This is a genomic window from Clostridium sp. HV4-5-A1G (genome assembly GCF_900184915.1).
Lineage (GTDB): Bacteria > Bacillota > Clostridia > Clostridiales > Clostridiaceae > Clostridium_B > Clostridium_B aromativorans.
Genome location: NZ_FXYI02000302.1, coordinates 1 through 2,307 on the forward strand (window position 1 = coordinate 1; position 2,307 = coordinate 2,307).

Here is a 2,307-nt window from a genome sequence, read left to right on the forward strand (position 1 = left end):
TAATTATATATAGTAAATTCTAAATTATTTTTTCAGTACAGTCAAAAGGTAATATATTCTAAATTAAATAGAGAAATCCTCCATAATCTTTCCTAAAACCTTTTTTATATCTTCCCATAAGTATCCCCTTCGCAGCAAATATGTCCCTATTTTTCTATATATTTTATTCCTGTCCTCTTCTGATTTTATTGCTATCTGGTATCTCTTCTGAGCGATATTGTACAACTTATCTATATCATTTTCACTTAAATGGATTCTTTCATCCTTTCTATTGAAATCATCACATTTGTTTAATATCTTTCGAAGTACGTCTTTAACTATGCTATAGTCATACCCTTTTCTTGTCAAATAATCTCCTAATTTTTTATATATTATTTTTGTACTATTTTCATTTTTTGAAATAGCATCATATTTTTTTTGTGCTATATTTAAAGCAGTCTTCTCCTCAAAACAATTATCTATTGAATTCAATTTTTCATTCAGAAGATTTTCCTCTATTCCTTTTTTCATTAAGGAATACTTAATTTTATTTCTACCCTGGAAATTAATCTTCTCCTTTATATACAGTTCTACAAATTTATTATCATCTATAAATCCATATTTTTTCAAAAAATCCATGACTTTTGCAACAGTTTCCTCGTCATATTGCTTTTCAAGCAATTTATCTTCCATTTGTTTTTCCGTCTTATAGGTTTTTTCCAATACTTTAAGTGCAGAATTCTTGCATCTCATATAATTATTTTCAGCTGCTACACTTTTTAAATATTCTATATCTACAATTTTTCCTTTAAATATATTAAATGTATATATGAGTTCTAAATCACAGGAAAAAGCAAACTCTCCATCTACATATACATTGGCTTTTTCTCTATTCCTTCTTTGAACTTCAATTTTAGTTATTACATGTTTATCCATAATTTCCTCCCTAAATACTAGTTCAATGCGCAATTAATGAAGGCTTTCGGATAAGATCAAAAATCAGCTCTGAAGTTTGTCTAAAATAATTTCTTCTAAGACCTTCTCTTGAGTATATGAATAGTAGGTTCCCTAAAAACAGCCCTGGCTACTTCATATATATCTTCTTTCCCTATATCTTCAATTTTTTCTATATCATAGATAAATCTGTATATGCTGTCTCCCCTCATAGCTTGATGCAGTACATAATTTCCTAAGTCCATAGGATCCTCTAGAGTAAATACCACTGCTGTTTTTAATACCTTTTTCATCAGAGTCATCGTATTATCATTAAAATTTACCTTCTCATTCTTCATCTTGTTTATGCAATCTTCAATGACACTAACGGCATCTCTTATGTTTTCTTCTCTTACAGAGGTATATATATACAAAGTTTTTATATAGTCCGATAAATCTAAATCACTATATATATCATAGGCAAGTCCTTCTTCTTCCCTTAGCTTTCTAAACAAAATAGAATTGCTGCTCTCTCCAAATTTGTGATTTAATATTCTAAGAGCTAATTCATCTTTTTCACTCAATCCGTAAAAAGAAAAAAGATATATTATAGTGTTCTGTTCTATATCCCTTTTATAAGAAACTTTTTTGCATGGAAAATTTTTTTCAACTATTATTTTATTTCTACTAAACTCCTTATATTTCCATACTCCAAAATATTTTAGAACCAAATTATAGATTTTCTCATGTTCATAGGAAGAAACCACTGATATAAAGCAATTATTGGGTACATAATATCTATTGTAAAATTCAATCAGATCATCTCTTTGAAATTTACTCACACTATCTTCATTTCCTGTTATATCATATCTCAGAGGCCCTTTTTTGAATGCCAATTCATTTGTTTTTCTAAAACTATATTCTTCAATATCGTCTTTGTTGGTTCTTATTTCAGAAAGTATTACATCTCTCTCTTTTTCAATTTCATCTGCGGGAAATATTGAATTCATAAGCATATCAGAAATAATATCTAAAGACTTTTCTAATTCTATCCACAATGCTGTAATGCTATACACTGTAGAACCATTATCCGTATAAGCATTGTATTCTCCACCTAAGGTTTCTAAATTCACATTCAATCTTTCATTATTTCTAGATTTCGTGCCCTTAAAAAGCATGTGCTCAATAAAATGGGATATACCTTTTTCATCAATGTTTTCATATATGGCGCCAATTTTAATGCCAGCATGTAAAGCCATTATTTGTGTATCCTTCTTTATAGTGATAAGTTTTATACCATTAGGCAGAACACTTTCTTTAGCATCAAACATATGAAATTCTCCTTTAATTCATCAGTATATTCTATTATAGTTTATATCATTATAAATAAAAAGT

The 2,307-nt window shown here is 28.2% G+C and carries 2 protein-coding genes; both read right to left on the reverse strand.

Translation table 11 applies throughout. The features are described from left to right. Positions 1 to 63: 63 nt before the first annotated feature. The gene (recX, locus tag J5G60_RS17995; protein WP_150356928.1) at positions 64 to 915 is read right to left on the reverse strand and encodes a recombination regulator RecX; all 852 of its coding nucleotides are present in this window, start codon (positions 913 to 915) and stop codon (positions 64 to 66) included. A gap of 95 nt (positions 916 to 1,010) precedes the next feature. Continuing rightward, the gene (locus J5G60_RS18000) at positions 1,011 to 2,243 is read right to left on the reverse strand and encodes a M16 family metallopeptidase (protein WP_150356929.1); all 1,233 of its coding nucleotides are present in this window, start codon (positions 2,241 to 2,243) and stop codon (positions 1,011 to 1,013) included. Positions 2,244 to 2,307 lie beyond the last annotated feature (64 nt).

What these genes read in the sequence shown, in the direction of transcription:
- recX (WP_150356928.1), bottom strand. Translation starts at nt 915, where the DNA reads ATGGATAAACATGTAATAACTAAAATTGAAGTTCAAAGAAGGAATAGA.
- J5G60_RS18000 (WP_150356929.1), bottom strand. Translation starts at nt 2,243, where the DNA reads ATGTTTGATGCTAAAGAAAGTGTTCTGCCTAATGGTATAAAACTTATC.